The 23,722-nt window shown below is 56.0% G+C and carries 23 protein-coding genes; 2 read left to right on the top strand and 21 right to left on the bottom strand.

Features of this window, described 5'->3' with window-relative positions:
- Window positions 1-129 precede the first annotated feature (129 nt).
- From tkt to yneA, 4 genes are all read right to left on the bottom strand, one after another.
- Complete coding sequence (gene tkt / locus ACTVDO_RS07915; protein WP_020959458.1) at window positions 130-2,136, bottom strand: transketolase; 2,007 nt, start codon at window positions 2,134-2,136, stop codon at window positions 130-132.
- Window positions 2,137-2,257: 121 nt separating this feature from the next.
- Entirely contained in the window at window positions 2,258-2,488 is a 231-nt protein-coding gene (locus ACTVDO_RS07910) for a DUF896 domain-containing protein (protein ID WP_020959457.1), read from the bottom strand.
- A 94-nt stretch (window positions 2,489-2,582) separates the two neighbouring features.
- A complete protein-coding gene (locus ACTVDO_RS07905; protein ID WP_020959456.1) occupies window positions 2,583-3,233 on the bottom strand; it encodes a YneB family resolvase-like protein in 651 nt (216 codons plus the stop codon).
- 18 nt (window positions 3,234-3,251) lie between these two features.
- Window positions 3,252-3,557 carry a cell division suppressor protein YneA gene (gene yneA, locus ACTVDO_RS07900; RefSeq protein ID WP_020959455.1) on the bottom strand — a complete coding sequence of 102 codons (306 nt, stop codon included), beginning with the start codon at window positions 3,555-3,557 and terminating at the stop codon, window positions 3,252-3,254.
- 155 nt (window positions 3,558-3,712) lie between these two features.
- Between yneA and lexA the strand changes: the two genes are divergently transcribed.
- The gene (lexA, locus tag ACTVDO_RS07895) at window positions 3,713-4,336 is read left to right on the top strand and encodes a transcriptional repressor LexA (RefSeq protein WP_020959454.1); all 624 of its coding nucleotides are present in this window, start codon (window positions 3,713-3,715) and stop codon (window positions 4,334-4,336) included.
- Between the two features lie 62 nt (window positions 4,337-4,398).
- On the opposite strand, the gene glnA is transcribed toward lexA, so the two are convergent.
- From glnA to hflX, 4 genes are all read right to left on the bottom strand, one after another.
- Window positions 4,399-5,733 carry a type I glutamate--ammonia ligase gene (gene glnA, locus ACTVDO_RS07890; RefSeq protein ID WP_442901305.1) on the bottom strand — a complete coding sequence of 445 codons (1,335 nt, stop codon included), beginning with the start codon at window positions 5,731-5,733 and terminating at the stop codon, window positions 4,399-4,401.
- A gap of 41 nt (window positions 5,734-5,774) precedes the next feature.
- Complete coding sequence (locus ACTVDO_RS07885) at window positions 5,775-6,176, bottom strand: MerR family transcriptional regulator (protein ID WP_023817566.1); 402 nt, start codon at window positions 6,174-6,176, stop codon at window positions 5,775-5,777.
- 76 nt (window positions 6,177-6,252) lie between these two features.
- Window positions 6,253-7,524 carry a methionine gamma-lyase family protein gene (locus ACTVDO_RS07880; protein WP_020959451.1) on the bottom strand — a complete coding sequence of 424 codons (1,272 nt, stop codon included), beginning with the start codon at window positions 7,522-7,524 and terminating at the stop codon, window positions 6,253-6,255.
- A 15-nt stretch (window positions 7,525-7,539) separates the two neighbouring features.
- The gene (hflX, locus tag ACTVDO_RS07875) at window positions 7,540-8,787 is read right to left on the bottom strand and encodes a GTPase HflX (protein WP_020959450.1); all 1,248 of its coding nucleotides are present in this window, start codon (window positions 8,785-8,787) and stop codon (window positions 7,540-7,542) included.
- A gap of 151 nt (window positions 8,788-8,938) precedes the next feature.
- On the opposite strand from hflX, the gene ACTVDO_RS07870 reads away from it, so the two are divergent.
- On the top strand, window positions 8,939-9,556 hold the full coding sequence (locus ACTVDO_RS07870) for a trimeric intracellular cation channel family protein (RefSeq protein ID WP_020959449.1): 618 nt from the start codon (window positions 8,939-8,941) through the stop codon (window positions 9,554-9,556).
- 83 nt (window positions 9,557-9,639) lie between these two features.
- Here ACTVDO_RS07870 and ACTVDO_RS07865 read toward each other — a convergent pair whose 3' ends face one another.
- The 13 genes from ACTVDO_RS07865 to ACTVDO_RS07805 all read right to left on the bottom strand — a co-directional run bounded on the left by ACTVDO_RS07865 (window position 9,640) and on the right by ACTVDO_RS07805 (window position 23,657).
- Entirely contained in the window at window positions 9,640-10,518 is an 879-nt protein-coding gene (locus ACTVDO_RS07865; protein ID WP_020959448.1) for a DMT family transporter, read from the bottom strand.
- Between the two features lie 86 nt (window positions 10,519-10,604).
- Complete coding sequence (locus tag ACTVDO_RS07860; RefSeq protein ID WP_020959447.1) at window positions 10,605-11,174, bottom strand: Uma2 family endonuclease; 570 nt, start codon at window positions 11,172-11,174, stop codon at window positions 10,605-10,607.
- Between the two features lie 139 nt (window positions 11,175-11,313).
- A complete protein-coding gene (locus ACTVDO_RS07855; RefSeq protein ID WP_442901304.1) occupies window positions 11,314-12,465 on the bottom strand; it encodes a thiolase family protein in 1,152 nt (383 codons plus the stop codon).
- A 144-nt stretch (window positions 12,466-12,609) separates the two neighbouring features.
- Complete coding sequence (locus tag ACTVDO_RS07850; protein ID WP_442901303.1) at window positions 12,610-13,461, bottom strand: 3-hydroxyacyl-CoA dehydrogenase family protein; 852 nt, start codon at window positions 13,459-13,461, stop codon at window positions 12,610-12,612.
- Window positions 13,462-13,475: 14 nt separating this feature from the next.
- Window positions 13,476-15,095, bottom strand: a complete 1,620-nt coding sequence (locus tag ACTVDO_RS07845; RefSeq protein ID WP_020959444.1) for a long-chain fatty acid--CoA ligase — start codon at window positions 15,093-15,095, stop codon at window positions 13,476-13,478.
- 3 nt (window positions 15,096-15,098) lie between these two features.
- A complete protein-coding gene (locus ACTVDO_RS07840) occupies window positions 15,099-16,175 on the bottom strand; it encodes a CaiB/BaiF CoA transferase family protein (protein WP_442901302.1) in 1,077 nt (358 codons plus the stop codon).
- 15 nt (window positions 16,176-16,190) lie between these two features.
- A complete protein-coding gene (locus tag ACTVDO_RS07835; RefSeq protein WP_442901301.1) occupies window positions 16,191-17,336 on the bottom strand; it encodes an acyl-CoA dehydrogenase family protein in 1,146 nt (381 codons plus the stop codon).
- A 3-nt stretch (window positions 17,337-17,339) separates the two neighbouring features.
- Entirely contained in the window at window positions 17,340-18,935 is a 1,596-nt protein-coding gene (locus tag ACTVDO_RS07830) for a fatty acid--CoA ligase (RefSeq protein WP_020959441.1), read from the bottom strand.
- A 166-nt stretch (window positions 18,936-19,101) separates the two neighbouring features.
- Entirely contained in the window at window positions 19,102-20,034 is a 933-nt protein-coding gene (spoVK, locus tag ACTVDO_RS07825) for a stage V sporulation protein K (RefSeq protein WP_020959440.1), read from the bottom strand.
- A 316-nt stretch (window positions 20,035-20,350) separates the two neighbouring features.
- Window positions 20,351-20,581: an RNA chaperone Hfq gene (hfq, locus tag ACTVDO_RS07820; protein WP_020959438.1), complete on the bottom strand. Its 231-nt coding sequence runs from the start codon at window positions 20,579-20,581 to the stop codon at window positions 20,351-20,353.
- 34 nt (window positions 20,582-20,615) lie between these two features.
- The gene (gene miaA, locus ACTVDO_RS07815; RefSeq protein WP_020959437.1) at window positions 20,616-21,563 is read right to left on the bottom strand and encodes a tRNA (adenosine(37)-N6)-dimethylallyltransferase MiaA; all 948 of its coding nucleotides are present in this window, start codon (window positions 21,561-21,563) and stop codon (window positions 20,616-20,618) included.
- Window positions 21,564-21,596: 33 nt separating this feature from the next.
- Window positions 21,597-21,767, bottom strand: a complete 171-nt coding sequence (locus ACTVDO_RS07810; protein WP_158413363.1) for a hypothetical protein — start codon at window positions 21,765-21,767, stop codon at window positions 21,597-21,599.
- A 198-nt stretch (window positions 21,768-21,965) separates the two neighbouring features.
- On the bottom strand, window positions 21,966-23,657 hold the full coding sequence (locus ACTVDO_RS07805) for a methyl-accepting chemotaxis protein (RefSeq protein ID WP_442901300.1): 1,692 nt from the start codon (window positions 23,655-23,657) through the stop codon (window positions 21,966-21,968).
- Between the last annotated feature and the right edge of the window lie 65 nt (window positions 23,658-23,722).

Below are 23,722 nucleotides of genomic sequence, written 5' to 3'. Positions count from 1 at the left end.
TATGTCTATTAGCGGTAATTTTTTTCACTAACATTGTCGATTTTTGGTTGCGGCGGGCGTCCGCCGCAACTCGATCAAAAAAGCTGCCCTTGCAACGCGCAAGGGCAGCCTGTTCTCACGGTCGTTCGGTTACTTGCCAAGCAATGCTTTCACGCGACGGACGACGTTGTCAACGGTAAAACCATATTCAGCCATAATTTTTTCTCCCGGAGCAGAAGCGCCAAACCGATCGATGGCTACAATGTCGCCATCCGCACCGACATAGCGCTCCCAGCCGAGCGACGCGCCCATTTCAATGGCAAGCCGCTTCGTCACCGTCGGCGGAAGCACTTCATCGCGGTACGCTCCCGGCTGCGCTTCAAAGCGGTCCCATGACGGCATGCTGACGACCGAGACATCGATGCCTTCAGCAGCGAGCGCTTCCTGCGCTTTCACCGCCAGGCTCACTTCCGAACCGGTCGCCAACAGCAGCGCTTCTGGAGTGCCGTTTTTCGCCGGCGAGACGACGTACGCACCTTTTTTCACGCCTTCATATGCCAAATCGGCTGTTGTCGGCAAGGTGGGGAGGTCTTGGCGCGTCAGAACGAGCGCGGTCGGCTTGTCCGTCGATTCAACCGCCAACCGCCAAGCCGCCGCCGTTTCGTTCGCATCAGCTGGTCGGATGACTGACAAGTTCGGCATCGCCCGGAGTGAAGCAAGCTGCTCAACCGGCTCATGCGTCGGGCCGTCTTCCCCGACGGCAATGCTGTCGTGCGTCAACACATACGTCACCGGCAAGCCCATGAGCGCCGCCAGCCGAATCGCCGGGCGCAAATAATCCGAGAACACGAAGAACGTGCCGCCAAATACCTTCACTCCACCATGGAGCGCCATGCCGTTTAACGCCGCCCCCATGGCAAATTCGCGCACACCAAACCAAATGTTGCGCCCTTCATAGCTGCCCGGCAAGAAGTTGCCGCCACCTTTAATGAGCGTTTTGTTCGAGCTCGCCAGGTCAGCCGAACCGCCAAACAGCTGCGGCACCGCTTTGGCGATGGCATTGATCACTTCCCCGGACGATGAACGGGTCGCCAAGCTTTTGCCTGCTTCATACACCGGCAGCGATGCTTCCCAACCGTCCGGGAGCTTCCCTTCGATCGCCTGCTTCAGCTGGGCGGCCAATTCCGGATGCGCCTGCTCGTAGGCAGCCAATTGTTCCTTCCATTCCGCTTCTTTTTTCGCCCCGGCTTCTTGCACCGTTTCTCGGAAGTGGGCGTACACTTCATCCGGCACATAAAAATCTTCAGCAAACGTCCAGCGGTATGCTTCTTTCGTCAGTTTCGCTTCCTCGGCCCCGAGCGGAGCGCCATGGACGCCCGATGTGCCCGCCTTTGTCGGCGCGCCGTAACCGATCGTCGTCTTCACTTCAATGAGCGTCGGCCGGTCGAGATCGGCGCGTGCTTCCTCGAGCGCTTTGGCGATTTGTTCGATGTTGTTGCCATCTTCAACGCGCAAATATTGCCAGCCGTATGCTTGGAAGCGTTGGGCGACGTTTTCCGAAAATGACAAGTTCAGCTCCCCGTCAAGGGAAATGTCGTTTGAATCATATAGAACAATCAAGCGGCCGAGCTTCAAGTGGCCGGCGAGGGAAGCCGCTTCGCTCGCCACCCCTTCCATTAAGTCGCCATCACCGCAAATCGCATACGTGTAATGGTCGATAATGTCAAATCCGTCGCGATTGTATGTAGCCGCCAAATGCCGCTCCGCCATCGCCATGCCGACCGCCATCGCGATCCCTTGGCCGAGCGGGCCGGTTGTCGCCTCTACCCCTGGCGTATGGCCGTATTCCGGGTGCCCCGGCGTTTTGCTTCCCCATTGGCGGAACTGCTTCAAATCGTCCATCGTGACATCGTAGCCGCTTAAATGAAGCAAGCTGTAAAGCAGCATCGACCCGTGCCCGGCGGACAAAACAAACCGGTCGCGGTTGAACCAGCCCGGATTGGCCGGATTATGGTTCATGAATTTCGTCCAGAGTGTGTACGCCATCGGCGCCGCGCCCATCGGCATGCCGGGATGCCCGGATTTTGCCTTTTCAATCGCGTCAATCGACAGCGTACGGATGGTGGTAATCGCTAATTCTTCGATCGAATGCGCCATCGTGTTCCTCCCTTTCGTCAACATGGTGTCATTTACTATCATATAGAAAATCAGCTTCTTTGTACAACGTTATTTTCACTGTCAGAAAAAACAGGGCATCTCCGCCTTTCTCGCCCGTCGTTTAATGAAGGCGACGACGCTGGCTTTCCTTCAATTTTTTGGGCGTCACGTCGTTGCCGTTTGGGTCGATGACCGTCACCGTGTGAAGCATGTCGGTCATCGCTTGGCGGAACGCCTGAATGTATTCGCGGCGAAGCTCTGCCTGTTCGATTGTTTCTTCAGCCGACAAGCCGACCGTTTTCGCCTTTTTTGCCAGCTCATTGATGCGGGCCAATTTATGCTTGGCAAGCATGGGGCATCTTCTCCTGTCTATCATGTTATTGCTCTGTTTTATCTTATCCGACCGGGCGGGCCAATGGCAACAGGGAAGCCTCGGCTCTCGGACGCTAGCGCCGCTCGTGTTCGTCCATATACTCCTGGTAGCGGCGATGGACGGTCGCTTTGGACGCCGCGTAACCGAAGCTCCGGAGCGTGGCGGCGATCTCCGCAAACGTCAAGCCGCGCCCGCGCAAGCGGACGATTTCCTCAACCGGCAGTTCAATCCGGTCGCGCCCGGCGTTTTCACCGCGGCGCGCCAAGTTCCGCTCCGGCCGGTAGCCGCGCTCGATAGCCCGCTGCATGCCGCGCTTAATTTTTGCATTATGTATTTTTCGTTGGTACTCCTCCACGATGGCGATGATCGACAGCACCATTTCATCTGCCTCTGACAGCGGCATCTCGCCGCGATGGCTGGCGCTGTAGATTTTCACGCCCCGTTTTTTCAAGCAATGCAGCACGGCCATGCGCGCGTGGCCGCGTCCAAGCCGCGTTTCATCTTGAATGAGCAAGGCGTCGACCGCGCCTTCTTCACAAAGTGCAAGCAGCTCGAGCACCCCGTCGCGGTCGGCTTCATAGCCGCTCGCCTGCTCGGCGATCACTTGGATGACATCAAAGCCGCACTCTTTTGCCAGCTTCTCCAGTTCGGCGCGTTGCCGTGCCAGCGACGTTTCCTGTTCTGTTTTGTCCGTACTGACGCGGCAGTAAATGACCGCCTTCATGGCAACCCCTTCTTTCTGTCACCGCCTGACGGCCAACGAGCCGTCCTGCTTTGATTTTAACACAGGAATAACGATTTGTTCACCTGCCGTAAGGCGCGAGCTCAGCAGATGGTTTACCTCTACCACCCAGCGGATAAACTCGTTCGGTGACAGCCCGTGTTCCCCTTCATACTGTTTCGCCAACCCCCAAAGCGTGTCACCGGGAGCAACGGTGACAGTCATGTATGCATTTCGATCGACCGGACTGCCGGCATAAACGAATGCCGCGAGCGTTAACGCGAGCAAGGCCGAAAAAACGAGATAGTGCATCAGTGCTTTTTTCATGTCCCCACCCTCACCTAGAATATTTGTTCGTTTTTTCTCCATTATAATCAAGAACGTTTGTTTGCGTCAACAAAAAAATTCGAACTTATGTTTGTTTTTCTCGTTCTCCCATGCTATAATGAAAGCAAATGATGTGGCAAGAGGTGTGAAAAAGGATGACGAAACTGTCCAAGCGGCAGCAACAAATTTTAGAGTTTATCAAGCAGGAAGTGAAAACGAAAGGCTATCCTCCGTCGGTAAGGGAAATCGGGGAAGCGGTCGGTTTGGCGTCGAGTTCAACCGTCCACGGCCATCTTGCGCGCCTTGAGAGCAAAGGATACATCCGCCGCGACCCGACGAAACCGCGCGCCATTGAAATTTTGGACAGCGATACGGAAAAAGCGGGGGAAAAAGGGGAGATCATTTCGGTGCCGGTCATCGGCAAAGTGACAGCCGGACAGCCGATCACGGCTGTCGAGAACATTGACGACTATTTCCCGCTGCCGAAGCGGCTCGCCGCCGGCGAGGAACCGTTGTTTATGCTCGAGGTGATGGGCGACAGCATGATCGAAGCCGGCATTTTGGACGGCGACTATGTGATCGTCCGCCAACAGTCGTCCGCCAATAACGGCGACATCGTCGTCGCCATGACGGAGGAAAACGAAGCAACGGTAAAACGGTTTTTCAAAGAAAAAGACCATATCCGCCTGCAGCCGGAAAACATCCATCTCGCACCGATCATCGTTCGTCATTGCACGATTCTTGGCAAAGTGATCGGCGTGTATCGCCTGATCGACTAAGGGTCCGGCCGGCGCCGCGCGCCATAACAAAAGCTGCCCCGTTTGTCGGGGCAGCTTTTCGATTAGTACAGCTCCATATATTGGTCCAACTCCCATTGATGGACCGTTGTCCGATACATATCCCACTCGATTTCTTTCGCTTCGACGAAATGCTCGAATAAATGCTTGCCAAGCGCATGGACGATCACCTCGTCCGATTTCAAGTTTTCAAGCGCTTCGATCAGCGTCGCCGGCAAATCAACAATCCCTTCTTCGAGCCGCTCTTCTTTCGTCATGACGTAAATGTTTCGGTCAACCGGCGCCGGAGGAGTGAGCTTGTTGCGAATGCCGTCAAGCCCTGCCGCCAACAGCACAGCCATCGCCAAATACGGGTTCGCTGCCGGATCGACGCTGCGCACTTCGATGCGCGTGCTCATGCCGCGCGAAGCCGGGATGCGGATGAGCGGGCTGCGGTTGCGCGCCGACCAAGCAACGTAACACGGCGCCTCATAGCCCGGAACGAGCCGCTTGTACGAGTTGACCGTCGGATTGGTCACCGCCGTAAAATTCGGCGCATGTTTCAGCACACCAGCGATAAACTGCCGCGCTGTATCGCTCAGCTGCAAATCGCCGTTCGGATCAAAAAAGGCGTTTTCGTTGTTGCGGAACAACGACAAGTTGCAGTGCATTCCCGAACCGTTAATACCGAAAATCGGCTTCGGCATAAACGTCGCATGCAGCCCATGTTTGCGGGCAATCGTTTTGACGACGAGCTTAAACGTTTGAATGTCGTCGCACGCTTTAATGGCGTGGGCATATTTAAAATCGATCTCATGCTGCCCTGGGGCGACCTCGTGGTGCGATGCTTCGATTTCAAAACCCATTTCTTCAAGCTCAAGCACGATGTCGCGCCGGCAGTTTTCACCCAAATCCGTCGGCGCCAAATCGAAATAGCCGCCACGGTCATTCAGTTCCATCGTCGGACGCCCGTGTTCATCAAGCTTGAAAAGGAAAAACTCCGGCTCCGCCCCTAAGTTGAACGCTGTAAAGCCGAGCGCTTCCATTTCCTTCAACACGCGTTTTAAGTTGTAGCGCGGGCAGCCTTCAAACGGCGTGCCATCCGCATTGTAAATGTCGCAAATGAAGCGGGCGACTTTCCCTTTTTCTGACGTCCACGGAAAAATGACAAACGTATCCAAATCCGGATACAAATACATATCCGATTCTTCGATGCGGACGAATCCTTCGATCGACGACCCGTCAAACATCATTTTGTTGTTGAGCGCTTTTTCGATTTGGCTAACCGGAATTTCGACGTTTTTGATCGTGCCTAAAATATCCGTAAATTGCAGGCGAATGTACTTGACGTTTTCTTCTTTGACGATGCGCATAATGTCTTCGCGCGTATATTTTGCCATGTTGACAACTCCTCCCCGGCTCCGAAATCATTTCCTAGTCATTAGTGAAAGAAGCGAGCGAGATCTCCTTGGCGAAGCGATGCGCGCTGGAATCGCCCGGCCTGCAGCAGCTCCGTCCGCAACATTTCGCGCAGCTCCTCGTCTGACAGCTTCGGTCTCCCTACTTTTTCAACTTTTTCCGGCTGCTCGCGGCGCCCTTCTTGCCGGGCGGCAAAAATTTGCTTGATGCCGGCCAAGTTAACGCCTTGGTCAATCAAATCTTTAATTTCGAGCAAACGGTCGATATCATTGAGCGAAAACAGCCGCCGGTTTCCTTCCGTGCGCGCTGGCGTGACGAGGCCGTGCTCTTCGTAATAGCGGATTTGACGGGCTGATAAGTCCGTTAGCTGCATCACAGTCCCAATCGGAAACAATGGCATGGAACGACGAATATGGCTACTCATGCCAATTCCTCCTCGCTTTTGATACCTTCATTTTATCATAATGTCAAGAAAATAGTCAATGACACGTCATATTTTCTTACAAACAAATGAGCTGTTGCTCAAGCAGGCGGTGAACGGCTGAGCAAATGGCGATTTTCACGTGTGAATACGTCAATCCGCCTTGCACGTACGCAACATACGGCGGCCGCAGCGGCCCGTCTGCCGTCAGCTCGATGCTCGCGCCCTGCACGAACGTGCCGGCCGCCATGATGACTTTGTCTTCATAGCCGGGCATCTCGCTTGGGTGCGGGGTAAAATGGGCGTTGACCGGAGAAGCGGCTTGGATGGCTTGGCAAAAGGCAACCATTTGCTTCGGGTCGTCAAAGCGAACCGATTGCACGAGGTCCGTGCGCTTCTCCTTCCACGATGGCGATGTCGAAAGTCCGATGCGCTCGAGCATCGCTGCCGTAAACACCGCCCCTTTGAGCGCTTGGCCGACAATGTGCGGGGCGAGGAAAAACCCTTGGTACATCTCCGGCAACGTATAAAGCGACGGGCCGACTTCCGCCCCGATGCCCGGTGAGGTCATCCGGCAGGCGCACGCTTCGACGTATGGCTGCTTGCCAACGATATAGCCTCCCGTTTTCGCCAAGCCTCCGCCCGGGTTTTTGATCAGCGAGCCGGCCATCAAGTCGGCGCCGACATGGCACGGCTCTTTTTCCTCCACAAACTCGCCGTAACAGTTGTCGACAAACACCACGACATCCGGCTTGATCGCTTTAACAAAGGCGGTCATCTCCGCGATTTCATCGACCGTAAACGACGGGCGTGTCGCATACCCGCGCGAACGCTGAATGCCGATCATTTTCGTCCGCTCGTGGATCGCTTCGCGAACAGCCTGAAAGTCGACGGAACCGTCTTCCATCAGCGGCACGCTCCGATAACGGATGCCGAACTCTTTTAGCGAACCGACGCCGCCGCCGCGGACGCCGACGATTTCCTCAAGCGTATCGTACGGAGCGCCGGTGATGTAAAGCAATTCATCGCCCGGCCGCAAGACGCCAAACAGGGCGATCGCAATCGCGTGCGTGCCGGAAATGATTTGCGGACGGACAAGCCCCGCTTCCGCTCCAAACACATCGGCGTAAATGCTATCGAGCGCATTGCGGCCGATATCGTCGTAGCCGTAGCCGGTTGACGGGATGAAGTGCCCGTCGCTCACCTGATGGCGGCGAAAACTGTCGAGCACGCGATATTGGTTCACATCGATGAGCTCATCGATAGCGCGGTGGATCGGTGCAATTTGTGTTTCCACTTCCTCGATGAGAGCAGCGATTTTTTCTCCTTGTCTCCACTGTGTCCAAAACATAAGATGAACCCTTTCTTACCGTTGAAATGATTGCAGCTCCCCATATAACGGGTGTGTCGGCAGCACGTATCCTTGACAGTCGTACGTGCCCTCGTGTTCATTATAATGCCATTCATGCAAAATCGTGTCCGTTTTGAGACGGGCGAGCAGTTTTCCTTCTCCGCTTGGAATCGACACGTCATAACGACTCATTTGCTGTTTCACCGCCTCTTCGATAAAGAGGCGGAGCCGGTCGACATCGGCAGCCGAGAGCGCGCTCATCACAATTGCATCGGTTGCCGTCGGGAGAAATTCCGGCGCTTGCCGATCGCTTTTATTGTAAACGGTGGCGGCCGGAATAGAAGAGGCCCCTAGTTCCGCCATGAGCCGCGATACGGTGCGCTCATGTTCGGCGTAATCCGGGTGCGACGAATCGACGACATGAAGCAGCAAGTCCGCTTCCTTCACTTCTTCAAGCGTCGAGCGAAACGCAGCAACGAGCGTCGTCGGCAAATCTTGAATGAACCCGACCGTATCGGTGACAAGCACCGTGTAGCCGCATGGCAAGACGCACTTGCGCGTCAGCGGATCAAGCGTGGCGAACAGCAAATTTTCCTCGAACGAATCGGCGGCGGTCAACCGGTTGAAGATCGTTGACTTGCCGGCGTTCGTATAGCCGACGAGCGCGATTTGAAAGGCGCGGTTTTTTTGCCGGCGCTCGCGATACCGCCCGCGATGCCCGGCGATGCGCCGCAGTTCCTCTTTAATGTCGTCAATGCGGCGGCGAATATGGCGGCGGTCAGTCTCCAACTTCGTCTCTCCCGGTCCGCGCGTGCCGATGCCGCCGCCAAGACGCGAGAGCATCTCTCCTTGGCCGCTCAGGCGCGGCAGCATATACTCGAGCTGGGCGAGCTCAACTTGCAGCTTTCCTTCTTTCGAGCGGGCGCGTTGGGCAAAAATGTCTAAAATGAGCTGCGTCCGATCAATGACCTTGACCTCGCCAAGCATGTTCGTCAAATTGCGCGCCTGGCTTGGAGAAAGCTCGCTGTTAAAAACGACAAGATCAGGATCGAGTTCCTTCACAAGCGCGGCGAGCTCCTCCGTTTTCCCTTTGCCGATATACGTCGCCGGATGCGGCGTTTCACGCTTTTGCGTCAGTTCGGCAGCCACTTCACCGTTCGCCGTCGCCACGAGCGAAGCGAGCTCTTCCATGGAGTAGCAAAACCGTTCATGATCAACACCGGCGAGTTGGCAGCCGACGATAATGGCTTGTTCACGGCCCATGGCATCCTTCCTTTCTGGCGGACTTGTTGTCTTCTTCCATCATACCAAAATGGGCGGCCGGCTTGCTAGTTCATTCAAAAAAATGATTGATTCCCGGGCTTTGTTACCCCTACAATGATAGGAGAAATTCGCTTAGAAAGGAACGACTTCGATGACATGGGAAGTGTTAAGCATCATCGGCACGATCGCGTTCGCCATCAGCGGGGCGATCATCGCCATGGAAGAGGAGTACGATTTGCTCGGGGTATATATTTTGGGGATCGTTACCGCCTTTGGCGGAGGGGCGGTGCGCAATTTGCTGATCGGGTTGCCCGTGTCAGCTTTATGGCAACAGGGGGAGCTCTTTCTTGTCGCCTTAATCTCGATGACAGTCGTCTATTTGTTCCCACGGCAAATGTTGCCGCCATGGAAACGGTGGGGCAACTTTTTTGACGCCCTCGGTTTGTCGGCGTTTGCCATCCAAGGAGCGCTGCACGCGGTGAAAATGGGGCATCCGCTAAGCGCCGTCATCGTCGCCGCCGTGTTGACCGGCAGCGGCGGCGGCATCATCCGCGATGTGCTCGCCGGGCGGAAGCCGCTCGTGTTGCATGCGGAAATTTACGCCGCCTGGGCGATTCTCGCCGGTCTTGCCATCGGGTTGAGATGGGCGAATTCTCCTATGGAACTGTATATACTGTTTATCGCTGTCGCCGCTTTGCGCATTTTATCCTACACATACGGCTGGAAACTGCCGCGCCGGGCGGTCGGGGAAAAAGTGGGCGGACGGTGAGAAACCAACCGGAAAGCAACATCCTTCTGTTCGTTAAGCGAAGGCCTCCACGAAGGCGCTTCGCTTTTTGATCGCCTCCTTTCTCACGCGCTTGGCCCGCTTCGCACCGCCACCGCCACACCGGTAACAATGAGCGCGCCGCCGAGCCAAAACGAGGCGGTGAGCTGCTCATGCAAAAACAGCCAGCCAAAAAGCGAGCCAACGAGCGGCTGGAAAAAGAAAAAGAGCGAGCCGATGCCAGCGTCCATCATCTCCATTCCTTTATTCCAAAGAAAAAAGGCGCCGGCGGTCGACACCACACCGAGGTATAACACGCCGAGCACGACAGGCGCGTTCCATTGGTTTATAGCCAAGCCCGGCCTTTCAGCGGCCATCATCGGCGTCATGCCAATAAATGCGGCCAAGATGGCGTAGGTGGTGATGGAAAATACAGACAATCGGACTGACGCCATTTTCACAAGCACCGACAATAGCGCCCAAGTGACCGCTGCACCGACTAGCGCCATATTTCCGGCGAACGTCGACTCCCCGCCGCCTCCGAAGCCGACGATGACGATGACGCCGGATGCCGCCAATAACAGCGCGCTGATTTTCCGCCATGTGAGCGCTTCGCCAAGCAGCCAACGGGCAAACAAAACGACAAACGCCGGCGTCGAGGCGGTGATGAGTGAAGCGGTATGGGCGTTCGACCATTTCGTGCCGACAAATTGCAAAGAAATGGAGACGACATAGCCGACCATGCCAATCGCGATGACCATCCCCCAGTCGCGCCCGTTTTTCGGCGGGCGCTCGCGTTTTGCCGCCGCAATGGCGGCAAGCACGATCAAGGCAATGGCATAACGAAGCCAGACGAGCGTCAACGGCGGAATGTAGTCCAACACGTATTTGCTCACGACATACATCCCGCCCCAAATGCCAGCGGCAAGGGATAAATACAAGGAAGCGAGAACAGGCTGTTTCATGCCCTCCATCTCCTTTGCTTTCCTAACACTCAAGGCGAAACCGTTATTTCCAGAAGCAACGGCCAAACAAGACTGTTTTCCAACAGCTAGACGTTGCTTTCTTCAGGAGGAAACACAGGGGCGAGCGAAACCGTCAAATCAGGCTGCCAAAACGAAACAAGCTCATCGCTTGGTCCGAAAACCGCCCGCTGTTGAAATCTCCCATCTTGCCAACTGAACACTTCGATCGTCCGATTGATGGGATCTACAATCCAATACTCATGCACGCCATATTTCTCATATAAATAATATTTCTGATTTCGATCACGCAGGGCGGTGCTTGGCGACAGCACTTCCACAACAAGATCGGGAGCCCCTTTCATTCGCCGATTCCTCATTTGCTCAACCCGGCAAACAACTGATAAATCTGGCTGAACAACCGTTTTTGCCATCCGTTCCGGCTCCTCAGGATCAAGCTGAACATCAAACGGACCAAGAATGACATGACAGCCACGTGCCTGAAAATACGAAGCCAACGCAAGGTGCAGTTGCCCGACCACATACTGATGCTCAAACGATGGAGAGGCCAATAAATACGGAACCCCTTCGATCAGTTCCCAATTTCCTTCCCAACGTTCAATGTCCTGATATGTGTAAAAAGGTCTTTCTTTTTGCACTGCGTTTCCCCTTTCCCTTGCTTTTCTTTCATCTTATCACAGGCACTCCCGCTCCGTCCTATCGTTTTACGAAAAAAATGCGGGGCGGCTTGACGGCCGCCCTGCTGTCGAACGCTTCCCCCCCAATCATTCTCACTCCTTATCCCCGCTCAATGATCGTGGCTGTCGCCATGCCGTGGCCGATGCAAATCGTGAGCAGCCCGTAGCGGCCGCCGCGCCGCTTCAGTTCATGGACGAGCGATGTCATCAGCTTGACGCCGGTTGCGCCGAGCGGATGGCCAAGCGCAATGGCGCCGCCGTTGACATTCACTTTCGCAAGCGGAGCGCCGATTTCCTTTTGCCAGGCGAGCACGACCGGGGCAAACGCTTCATTGATTTCAATGAGGTCGATGTCGTCGATCGTGAGGCCCGCTTTTTTCAACACTTGCCGTGTCGCCGGAATGACGCCATCGAGCATATACGTCGGGTCGGAACCGACGACCGTTTGCGCGACGATGCGCGCTTTCGGCGTGAGTCCGAACCGTTGCGCCGCCTCCCGTTCCATCAACAGCACGGCTGCCGCCCCGTCGCTCATTTGGCTCGCATTGCCGGCAGTGATGACGCCATCTTCTTGGAAAACCGGTTTCAGTGCGGCGAGCGCTTCTGGCGACGTATCGGCCCGCGGCCCTTCGTCATCGGCGACGAGAATCTCACGGCCGTCGCGGTCCAGCCCTTTGACCGGAACGATTTCCGCGCGAAACTTCCCTTCGCGCAAAGCCGCCAAGGCGCGCTGATGGCTTTCGTACGCGTAGGCGTCGAGCTCCTCGCGCGTCAGGCCGTATTTTTTGGCGATTCGCTCGGCCGAGACGCCTTGGTGGATGAACTCATATTTTTCATGAAGCGACGGTGGAATCGTCCGTTCGTTGCCATCGCTTAAAATGGGCACTTTCGTCATGCTTTCGACTCCGGCGGCGATCGCGGCATCCATATCGCCGGAGCGGATTTCCTGGGCGGCGAAATGAATCGCCTGCTGGCCCGAGCCGCACATCCGGTTGATTTGCACGGCCGGCACTTCGATCGGGAATCCGGCCTCGAGCGCCGCGAGCCGGCCGATGTTGTATCCTTGTTCGGCGATCGGCGTCACGCAGCCCATGACGATGTCTTCGACCATCCGCTTTTCAATGCCCGCCCGGCGTACGACTTCATCGAGCACGACCGCGGCGAGATGCACCGGATGAACATCGCGGAAGACGCCGTTTCGCTTGCCGACCGGCGTTCTGACCGCCTCCACAATGACCGCTTCACGCACCATGCTTGTTCCCCCTTGTCATTTTGGTCATCCCTGCGCCTTTCTTTGGTGCAGGCCGCACTGTTTCGCGCAAAGGTGCCGGCAGACAGCGGACGCCGCCGGATCGGCATGTTCCCGCTCCGACGGCCCAGCCTATTGTGCTTCTTGTCATGTTGAATACGCATAAAACCCTTTTCCCGTCTTCCGGCCTAAATGACCGGCCTCAACGAGCTTGCGCAAAAGCTGCGGTGCGCGGAACCGGCCGCCGTACGCTTCCGTCATATTTTCGCTCACAAACAAAAGCGTATCGAGCCCAACCATGTCGGCGAGTTCAAGCGGCCCCATCGGGTAATTGAGCCCGAGGCGCACCGCTTTATCGATGTCTTCCGCTGAGGCCACTCCTTCTTCGTACATGCGGATGCATTCGATCATATGAGCGGCGATCGCCCTTGTCGTCACAAATCCTTGCCGATCCTTGACCACCACCGTTTCTTTGCCAAGCTCCGCGGACAGGCGGCGGATGGCGTCAACCGTTTCATCAGAGGTCGTCTCGCCTTTGACAATCTCAATCAGTTTCATCACCGGGGCCGGATTGAACCAATGCATGTCGATCACTCTCTCCGGCCGCCTGGTCGCGGCAGCGAGCGCCGTGACGCTCAACTCCGATGTGTTGGTCGCCAAAATGGCGTTCGGCCCGGCCAGCTCATCAAGTCTTTGAAACACGTCTTTTTTCAGCGCCAAGTTTTCCGGCACGGCTTCAATGACGACGTCCGCCCCGCGCACCGCTTCAGCCAAATCGATGGTCGGGCGGATGCGCCCAAGCGCCGACGCTGCCTCCGGCTCGGACAGCTCGCCGGCTTTGACAAAGCGGCGCAAACTTTTTTCCGCCGAAGCGAGCCCGTTTTGCAAAGCCGTTTCGGACACGTCATATAAGTACACCGTTTTTTCCGCCATCGCCGCCGTTTGCGCGATGCCGCTTCCCATCACGCCGGCGCCGATGACCGCAATAGTGTCTGCCACGTTGTTCGCCTCCTTTACTCCGTCGCCGCATCGGCATAGCGCGCCGCCAGCTCATCGCGCAGCTTCCGCTTTAAAAATTTGCCGACGCTCGTTTTCGGAATTTCATCAAGAAATACAATGTCATCCGGCAGCCACCATTTCGTGAACTGCGGACGCAAAAAGTCGTACAGCTCTTCTTTTGTGACATTTTTCCCTTCTTTCAGCACGACGCAGGCAATCGGCCGCTCTTGCCATTTCGGATGCGGCACGGCGACGACCGCCGCTTCAAACACCGCCTCGTGCGCCATAAGGGCGTTTTCCAAATCAACCGACGAAATCCATTCTCCGCCGCTTTTAATGACATCTTTCGTCCGGTCGACGATTTTCACAAACCCTTCTTCGTCGACGGTGACGACATCGCCGGTATGGAGCCAGCCGTCGCGGAACGAGTCTTTCGTCCGCTCATCGTTGTAATATTCGGCGGCAATCCACGGCCCGCGCAGGCAAAGCTCACCCATTTCCTTCCCGTCCCAGCGGACCGGGCCGTTTTGGCCGATCACTTTCATTTCAAGACCCGGCGCCAGCAGCCCTTGTTTGGCGCGAATGTCGAGCTTCTCCTCGTATGACAGTCCGTCTTGATAGCTTTTCGGACGCGAGACGAGCACCAACGGGCTCGTTTCCGTCATCCCGTATGCGTGAATAAACGGAATGCCGTACTTTTCTTCGAACGTCCGGATGACCCCTTTCGGTGCGGCCGACCCGCCGCAAATGACACGCGTTAAGCTGCTGACATCGTAGGTTCCTTTCTCCAATTCTTGCAAGAGTCCAAGCCAAATCGTCGGCACGCCGGCCGTGATCGTCACCCGCTCAGCATCAATGAGCTCGGCAAGCACTGTCGGCGTAAACGCCGGCCCCGGCATGACGATCGTCGAGCCGAACCACGTGGCGGCAAACGGCAGTCCCCAGGCGTTGACATGGAACATCGGCACGACCGGCATGATGACATCGCGCTCGCACAGCCCTTGCGTGTCAGCCAACCCGAGCGCCATCGCGTGCAGGACGGTGCTTCGGTGCGTATAGACGACCCCTTTCGGAGCACCTGTTGTCGCCGACGTATAGCACATACCGGCCGGTCGGTATTCATCGAGGTCTTTTAAAAATGGAAAGGAAGGATCGCCATCCGCGAGCAGCTTTTCGTAATGGTACACCGGCGAAAGCGTCGTTTCCGGCAGCTCATCCTTATCAGTCATGATAATAAAGGCGCGCACGTTCGAGATCTCGTCTTTGACCGCCTCGATCGCCGGGAGCAAATCGTCGTCAATCAGCAGGACGCGGTCATCGGCATGGTTGATGATGTAGGCGATATGCTGCGCCGAAAGGCGAATGTTGATCGTATGAAGCACCGCCCCGATGCCGGGAATGGCAAAATACGCTTCCAAATGGCGGTGATGGTTCCACGCGAACGTGCCGACGCGGTCGCCGACCTCGACGCCAAGCCGTTTTAACACGCTTGACAACCGCCGCGTTCGCTCGCCGATCTCCTTGTATGTATGGCGGACAATGCCCCCTTTCATGCGCGAGACGACTTGTTTCGCCGGGAAAAACAGCTCCGCCCGCTCGAGCATCATCGAAATGTTTAACGGTGTTTTCATCATCGTTCATTCCCCCTCCCTTAATAAGTAGGCGTGTTCATTCGTGTTCGGGACGGCTGCGCCGTCCTCCCATCGGCCATCCGATCCATGCGCCGCCGTCCAGGCGCCATCCGGCCGCAGCCGGACGAGATGGCGAAGCCGATGATCAGCAAACCATTCCTTCGCCTCTCTTGTTTCGAGCACCGGGGCGAGACAGGCATCGACCGTTTCGGCGAACGCGCGCCACTCGTCCAATGTCTTTTCGCGGAACAAGGCGACAAGCCCGTCATATACCGCTTCCCCCGGCCGTGCCGGCGCCCATTGCGCCCCGATCCATTCCGGACGGCTGACCGCTTCGCAAAATTGCCGCCAAAAGTGCGGCTCGAGCGCTGCCAAACTCATATAGCGGCCGTCTTTTGTCTCATACAGCTGGTAGCACACCACCTCACCGGAAAGCTCGGCCAAACCGTTTTTCGGTCCGCCGCCGTGCTCAATGGCGAAATGGCCGGCCATCATCGCCGCCAGGCCATCGACAAGCGAGACGTCCAAATGTGCGCCGGCTCCCGTTTTCTCACGGGCAAACAAGGCCGCCAAAATGCGTTCGGCCGCCGCCATGCCGCCGATAAAATCGGCGAGCGTCACGTTCGGGTGAACTGGGCGGCCGCTGTCATCAGCGAGCTGCGCCAACAAGCCGGAAAGCGCCATGTAGTTCAAATCATGGCTGCCGAGCAACGAGCGCCCGCTCCGTTGGCCAAAGCCGCTGATCGAACAGTAAATGATCCTTTCATTGTCACGGCGCACATCGTCATAGCCGAGCCCAAGCCGCGCCATCACCCCGGGTCGGAAGCTTTCAATCAACACGTCGGCGCGGGCGGCAAGCCGCCGGGCTTGCTCGCGCCCCTCGTCCGTCTTTAAGTCCAAGGCGACGCTTTTCTTGCCGGCGTTGTACGCGGCAAACAGCCGGCCCTCGGCGAACGGGCGCAGCCGATCGCCGGATGGCGGCTCGATTTTGATCACCTCGGCCCCGAGCTGGGCGAGGCGCCAGCTCGCAAACGGGCCGGGCAAGTAATGGGAAAAGTCAAGCACAACGATGCGATTCAGCATGAAACGCCCCTCTTTCTACAAGTCTAGCTGCCGGGCGATGATCGTTTTCATCATCTCGTTCGTCCCGGCGTAAATGGCGCTCACCGGAATGTCGCGATAGCGCCGGGCAATCTCGTATTCTTCCATATAGCCGTAGCCGCCGTGCAGCTGCATGGATTCGGCCGCGACGCGCTTCGCCATCTCCGTGATCCACCATTTCGCCATCGACACTTCTGCGACGATTTGTTTTCCCGCCATGTGCTCCTCGATGACGCGGTCGACAAACGTACGCCCGAGGGCGATGTCAGTCGCCATTTCGGCGAGACGGAACTGGACGGTTTGAAACTCGCTCACCCGCCGGCCGAATGCGGACCGCTGTTTCACATATTGTTTGGTCAACGAGAACATCACTTCCGCTGCCGTTTGCGCAGCGATAGCGACGACCAACCGCTCCTGCTGAAGTTTTTCCATCAAATAATAAAATCCTTTTCCTTCCTCGCCGAGCAAGTTAGATGCCGGCACTTTTGCCTCTTGGAAAAACAGCTCGGCGGTATCTTGGGCGTGCAGCCCGACTTTGTCAAGCTTCCGGCCGCGTGTGAACCCCGGCGTATCGCGTTCGACGACAAGCAGGCTGATGCCGCGGTGCGGGGGGTTCGCCTGCGGGTCGGTTTTGCAGGCGACGATGATCAAATCGGCATGAATGCCGTTCGTGATGAACGTTTTTTGCCCGTTGACGATGTAATCATCGCCGTCTTTGATGGCCGTCGTGGAAATGTTCGCCAAATCCGATCCGGCGCCCGGCTCGGTCATGGCGATTGCCGTAATGAGTTCGCCGCTGACGCATTTCGGCAGCCATTTTTGTTTTTGTTCTTCGGTGCCGTATGCCGCAATGTACGGCACAACAATGTCGTTGTGCAAGCCGATGCCGACAAGACTTGAACCAACCTTTTCCAGTTCCTCATTGATGACGACTGAGTAAGCAAAATCGGCGCCAAATCCCCCATACGTTTCATCCACCCACGGACAAAGAAAGCCGTTTTCGCCCATTTTCGCCCAAAATGACCGCGGAATGATGCCGCGCTGCTCCCATTCGTTGTAGTACGGATACGCTTCTTTCTCTAAAAACTTGCGGAATGCGTCGCGGAAAATATGGTGCTCCTCGCGCAAATAGCGGGCTGCCACCGTTCATCCCTCTTTTCTGTTCGATCGCATTTTCTCCGTTCCGTCCGCCGCCCGTTTTTTCAGCTGTTCGCGCAGCAAAAACTTTTGGATTTTGCCGCTCGCGTTGCGCGGCAAGGCGTCAATGAAATAGTAGGCGCGCGGCCGCTTATAAGGGGCGAGGCGGTCGCTCGTCTTGCAAAACTGCTCGAGCTCATCGGCGGTAAGGCTGATATCCTTTTTGACGACAAACGCGACCACTTTTTCGCCCCACAGCTCGTCTGGTTCGCCGAGCACGGCGACATCAAGCACTTTCGGATGTTCGTACAACACGTCCTCCACTTCGCGTGGATACACGTTTTCCCCGCCGCTGATCACCATGTCATCGACCCGATCGGCGACGTACAAATAGCCGTCTTCGTCAAGATAGCCGAGATCGCCGGAATGGTACCAGCCTTTGTACAACGCTTTTTCCGTCGCTTCCTCGCGCTTGTAGTAGCCAGCCATCATGCACGGCCCGCGCATCACGATCTCACCGACTTCATATGGCGGCAGCATCTCATCCGGGTCGGACGGACCATCCTCACGCGCGCGGACGACGCGAATTTCATGGTTCAAGCAGGCGCGCCCGGCGGAGCCTGCTTTGTTCAGCTGCTCATCCTCAAGCAAAAACGTCACCGCCGGCCCCATTTCCGTCATGCCGTACGCTTGCACGAGCCCGATGCCAAGCCGCTCCTGGCACTGCCTAACAAGCGCCGGGGCCATCGGGGCGGCGCCATATAAGCCGAGGCGGAGCGACGACAAGTCGTAACCGCTTACATTTTCCTGAAGCATCATGTTCCACATTGTCGGCGCACCGAATAAAACGGTAATCCGCTCCCGCTCAATCGTTTTAAGCACAAGCTTGGCGTCAAAATGGTGCAAAATGATGCTCGCCGCCCCGGCGTGCACGCGCGGCAGCAGGCAGCAATGCAGCTCGGCGCAATGGAATAAAGGCGCCGCCGCCAGCCCGCGGTCCGTTTCGCGGATGCGCATCACCCCATGGCAAAGGACGCTTTGCTCGATCATGTCGCGATGCCGGTGCATGACCCCTTTCGGACGCCCGGTCGTACCGCTTGTGTACATAATGGCGTAAAGATCATCTTCTTCCACCTGAACGGACGGTGCTTCCTCCCGAGCCCGCCCCGCCTGTTCATGGGCGCTTTTGGCAAACGGCGGCGGATCGCGGTCAATCGACCAAAAGGCGATGTGCGGAAAGCGGTCATGAATGGCGGCCAACTCCCGCTCCACCGCCCGCTCAAACAAGACGATTTTCGGCTCGGCGTCCGTTAAAATATAGGCGATTTCTTCCGCTTTCAGCCGAAAGTTGATCGGATTGAACACGGCGCCGATTTTGGCGCAGGCGAACAAGGCGGTGGCCAGTTCAAGCGTGTTGTACAAGACGGTGGAAACGCGGTCGCCTTTGCGCACGCCGGCTTCCTGAAACGCATTCGCCCACCGGTTGACTTCCCGCTCCCATTCGGCATACGTATAGCGACGCCCGGTCGCCACTTCGACGACCGCCTCTCGGTTCGGAAACTTTCGCACGGTTTGGGACAACATCTCCCCAATCGTCATATACAAGCGGCAGTCCTCCCTTTTTCCACATGGACATAGGGCGGGCACGTCTTTTAGATGGACAATTCAAATAATTTCGTACATATGCCCTTGTTGTTTATGTATTCGCTCTTTTGGCCGGCATTCCTCTTTTTGCATCACAAAAAAAAACGAAAAGGACCCCCTTTTCGTTTTACGTATGGAAGACGAAATCACGGTCGCGAATCGTCATCAATTCCTTTTTGTCATAGCGCCCTTCATGCAAAAGCCGGACCGCCTGCTTACGGATCGCCTTTTCAATCAAATTGCGCACATAGCGGCCGTTGCTGAATTTGAGGCGCCCGGCGGCCTCAAGCGTCCCCTCGAGATGGACGCATAGTTTCCGCTCGGCCTCCGGCGTCATTTCGTATTCGCGCTCACGCAGCATTTGTTTGGCGATTTGCACGAGCTCCTCGACCGTATAGTCCGGAAACTCAATCGTCAGCGGGAAACGCGACGGCAAACCAGGGTTCAATGACAAAAAATAGTCCATTTCTTTCGGATAGCCGGCTAAAATGACGACCAAATCGTCGCAATAGTCTTCCATCCCTTTCACGAGCGTATCGATCGCCTCCTTGCCGAAGTCTTTTTCTCCGCCGCGGGCGAGCGAATACGCCTCATCGATAAACAAAATGCCGCCGCGCGCTTTTTTGATTAAATCGCGCGTTTTGTTCGCCGTATGCCCAATATATTCCCCAACTAAGTCGGCCCGCTCCGCCTCGATGAAATGCCCTTTCGACAGCACGTTCATCTCAAAAAACAACTTGCCGAGCAAACGCGCCACCGTCGTTTTTCCCGTGCCGGGGTTGCCTTTAAAAATCATATGAAGCGCCTGGCGGTTCACTTTTAGGCCGTTTTCTTTGCGCATCCGGTTAATGTACAGCCAGGCGTACACTTCCTTGACGATCTTTTTCACATGGTCGAGCCCGATCAGCTGGTCAAGTTCTTTTTGGATGTTGCGAAGCGCCTGATGCTCTTCGCCGTCAAACCAATCGTTTCGCTCGTCTTTTACTAAATGGTTGACCGTTTTGGAATTGAGCACAATATTAATTTGCCCTTTCGCCTTGTTCATCGTCAATTCTGACAAAGGGCGTCACCTCGCTTCCCGTTTTCTGCCATTCGCACGCGTTCCGAATTGGCTGTCGACGCCTCGCGCTTTTGCTATTAGTATACGTACGCCGCCGCCGATCCGTGACAATCGCCCAAGCGAACAACCGGCCGGTCAAAGCGGGAAAAGTTTGTATATTTTTATTCAAAAAAGCGACCGTTTACGCATTCAAATTGAAAAAGCCGTTCAAGCCGGCGAAACAGCAGAAAGGGAGCAGGACGCAGGCCGGCGGGCATCGAAAAAGACGCCTCATCAAGAAGGCGTCTTTTCTCGCGCAGCATATGTACCGTCGGCATTACTGCTGCTCGGTTTCAAACTGGATGTTCCGCTCCGGCGCAAACGTTGAAATGGCATGCTTGTAGATGAGCTGCTGTTTCCCTTGCACTTCCAAAAGCACGGTGAAATTGTCAAACCCTTTAATATACCCGCGCAGCTGAAAGCCGTTCAATAAGAAAACAGTGACTTGGATGCTCTCTTTGCGCAGCTGGTTTAAAAACTGGTCTTGAATGTTGATCGTCGATTTCATGGAACGTCCTCCTCTTTTCTCTCTAAAGATATGGTTATATATTCGCTTCAAGTTGAAACTTTCCTGCTATGTAACGAAAAATCTCCTCCACTCTTGCCGGGAACATCTCACGATCGGTCATGTCAAACCATTCGACCGGCATTTGGTTGCGAAACCATGTCAGCTGCCGTTTTGCATAGCGACGCGAATTTTGCTTCAGCTGCTCGACCGCTTCCTCCAAGGAGACATGGCCGTCAAAATAATCGTACAGCTCTTTGTAGCCGATCGCCTGCACCGCCTGGCAGTCACGAAACCCGCGGTCATAAAGCGCCCTCGCCTCATCAATCAGCCCTTCAGCAATCATTTGGTCGACCCGTTCGTTGATGCGCCGGTAAAGCACGCTTCGCTCTGCCGTCAACCCGATGATGACCGCCTCGTACAAGAGCCGCCGTTGCTGGCCCTGTTGCCACTCACTGAACGGTTTCCCGGTGCAATGATACACTTCTAAAGCGCGGATGACGCGGCGGACGTTATGCGGGTGAATGCGCGCCGCACTTTCCGGGTCGACCTCCTCAAGCCGCCGATGAAGCGCCTCAGTCCCCTGTTCGGCCGCCAGCTGTCGAAGCGCCCGGCGGTACGCTTCATCAGAAGGGGCATCGGAAAACTGATAGTCGTAAATGGCCGCTTGAATGTACAGCCCGGTGCCGCCGACGATGATCGGCAGCCGGCCGCGCGCGGAAATGTCGGCGATGAGGGCGCGGCAAAGCCGCTGAAATTCAACGACGGAAAACGGTTCGCACGGCTCTTTAATGTCAAGCAAATGGTGCGGAATCCCATCCGTTTCGTTCGGCTTCACTTTCGCGGTGCCGATGTCCATTCCTTTATAAATTTGCATCGAATCGCCGCTGATGATCTCTCCGCCCAGCTTTTTCGCCAATGCGATGCCGAGCTTCGTTTTGCCGACTGCTGTCGGCCCGACAACAACAACGACTTTTTCTGCCATGGTGCGCCACTGCTTTCTATTGCTGAACTCGTATCAACCACCATTATACATAAAAACGGCAATACATGAAACAATTTCTTTCATACGTTTTCGCCATCCGCCTGCCGTTTTATACATGACAGCACGAAAATTGCTGTTTTTTCTTTTGCCGCGCCGAACAGCCAAAAAAAGTGAACGCCGCAAAAGGCGTCCACCATCAGCCATGTCTTTTTTCCTATTCCGCTCTTTTTCTGCTCGTCACTTATTGGCGTGGCGCCCGCTGATCTTTTAACGTGTCGTGTATTCCGTATAGCGGAAACTCCGCTGAAAAATACGGTTGACTGCTGAGAATCGGATGGTGATGATCGTTTTATTCGGCGCCGTTTCCGCCGGAAAACGGGCCGGCAGCCGGCTCTATAGCCATCACAATGAAAACCTGCTGACAATCGACTGCAAATCGTCCGCCATTTTCGACAACGATGCGGCCGAAGCCGAAATTTCCTCCATCGATGCCAACTGTTCTTCGGTCGCCGCCGACACTTCCTGAGCGCCGGCGGACGTCGATTCGGCCGCATCGGCGACAAGCCGGACGGAGCGGACGATTTGCTCCGAAGAAGCGGCCATTTCGCTGACCGCCGATGATACGCCGCGAATTTGGCCCGCAACTTCGTCGACGGCGGCGCGAATGCGGGCAAACGTTTCACCCGAATCGCGAATGACGCCGGTCCCGCTCACTACCTCATGGACGACCGACTCCATCGACTGGACGGCATGGGTCGTTTCTTCTTGAATAGCGGCGATCAGCTCGGCGATTTGCTGCGCCGATTCCGCTGACTGCTCGGCCAGTTTGCGCACCTCATCGGCAACGACGGCAAAGCCGCGCCCGTGCTCGCCGGCGCGCGCCGCCTCAATGGCAGCGTTTAACGCAAGCAAATTCGTCTGTGCCGCAATATTGCGGATCGCCTCAATAATCGAACCAATTTGCTCGGAACGGCGGCCAAGCCCTTTAATCACTTCGGCCAACTGTTCGACTGTCGCGTTCACTTTGTTCATTTGCGCGACGCTCGCTTCGATCGTTTTCCCGCCGTCCGCCGCTTGTTTCGACATTTCAGCAGCGATGGCGGCCACGTTTTGCGCCCGTCCGGAAATTTGCTCGATTCTCTCAGACATGGAATCGACAGTAGCGGACGTTTCTTCCACACTTTGCATTTGCTGATCCATGCTCGAGGCAACACCTTGGATCGTCATTGCGATTTGCTCGGTCGCTTTGCTCGTCTGCTCGGCGCTCGCCGCCAGCTCTTCCGAGGAAGCGGCCACCTGTTCCGCATTTTGCGCCACTTCATGCAGCACGCCGCGCAAGTTTTTCGCCATTTGTTCAAACGAAGCAGCCAACTCGCCGATTTCGTCGCGGTTGCGGACGCCGGTTTTCGTCTCCGTCAAATCGCCGGCGGCGATCCGCTTCGCCGCTTCTGACAGCACAAGCAGCGGGCGGGAGAGCGAGCGGCTGATGAAATAGCTGACAGCCGCTCCGGCCGCCACCGCCAACACGCCGACGATGATGATCAGCTGTTGGACTGCAGATGCCGATGCGGTCGCATCTTTGTTCGCTTTGTCCACTTCCTGCTGCTGCAAGGCGACGAATTGAGCGACTGCTTCGCCCACCTGCTTTGTCGTCTCATGCCCGTCTGTCGTGACGAGATTCATATATTCGTCCGTTCGATTTTGCGCTTTTAATTCGATTTCTTTCAGCCCGAGTGCATAGTACTGCTGTTCGAGCGAGTCGAGCTCAGCAAGCAGCCGTTTCGTCTCCTCCCGCGTCAACGTCGCCATGAGCTGTTCGCTCGTTTGCTTATACTGCTCATGCGCTTTTTCAAAGTCCTCCTTTAATGCTTCATCGCCTGTCAACAAATAACCGCGCAAATTGCTAGATTCTTGTTGAATCAGCACTTCCAACTCTTTCGCCTTGACAAGCTTCGGCATGCGGTTGTCAATCACACTTGTGTATGTACGATCAATCGCCGAAATTTCATAATAGGCGAACCCGACAAGCAGCGCGATCAACACGTAGACGAGGCCGAAGCCGGCCAGCAGTTTTTTGCGCACTGTCATTTTCATCAGCTAATCCCCCGTTCGTCAAGTATGTCTCTCCACTTTTATTATCGGATGATGGCCGCCAATGT

Origin of the sequence: Geobacillus sp. BK01 (genome assembly GCF_052220245.1) — a bacterium.
Taxonomy (GTDB): domain Bacteria; phylum Bacillota; class Bacilli; order Bacillales; family Anoxybacillaceae; genus Geobacillus.
This window is presented reverse-complemented; position numbering and strand designations above follow the sequence as displayed.